1 protein-coding gene is annotated in these 210 nt (G+C 75.2%); it reads left to right on the forward strand.

Annotated elements, in window-relative coordinates; all coding sequences use genetic code 11:
* The coding region (locus tag IH61_RS42350; protein ID WP_037974276.1) for an HAD family hydrolase at positions 1–210 on the forward strand (210 nt) is incomplete at both ends.

Raw genomic sequence — 210 nt, forward strand, 5'->3', positions numbered from 1 at the left:
CAGGACAAGGTCGACACCGTCAAGCGCCTCCAGGCCGAGGGCAAGGTCGTCGCCATGGTCGGCGACGGCGTCAACGACGCGGCCGCCCTCGCCCAGGCCGACCTGGGCCTGGCCATGGGCACCGGCACCGACGCCGCCATCGAGGCCGGCGACCTCACCCTCGTCCGCGGCGACCTGCGCACCGCCGCCGACGCCATCCGACTCTCCCGC

Origin of the sequence: Streptomyces sp. NRRL WC-3742 (assembly GCF_000720635.1) — a bacterium.
Taxonomy (GTDB): Bacteria; Actinomycetota; Actinomycetes; order Streptomycetales; family Streptomycetaceae; genus Kitasatospora.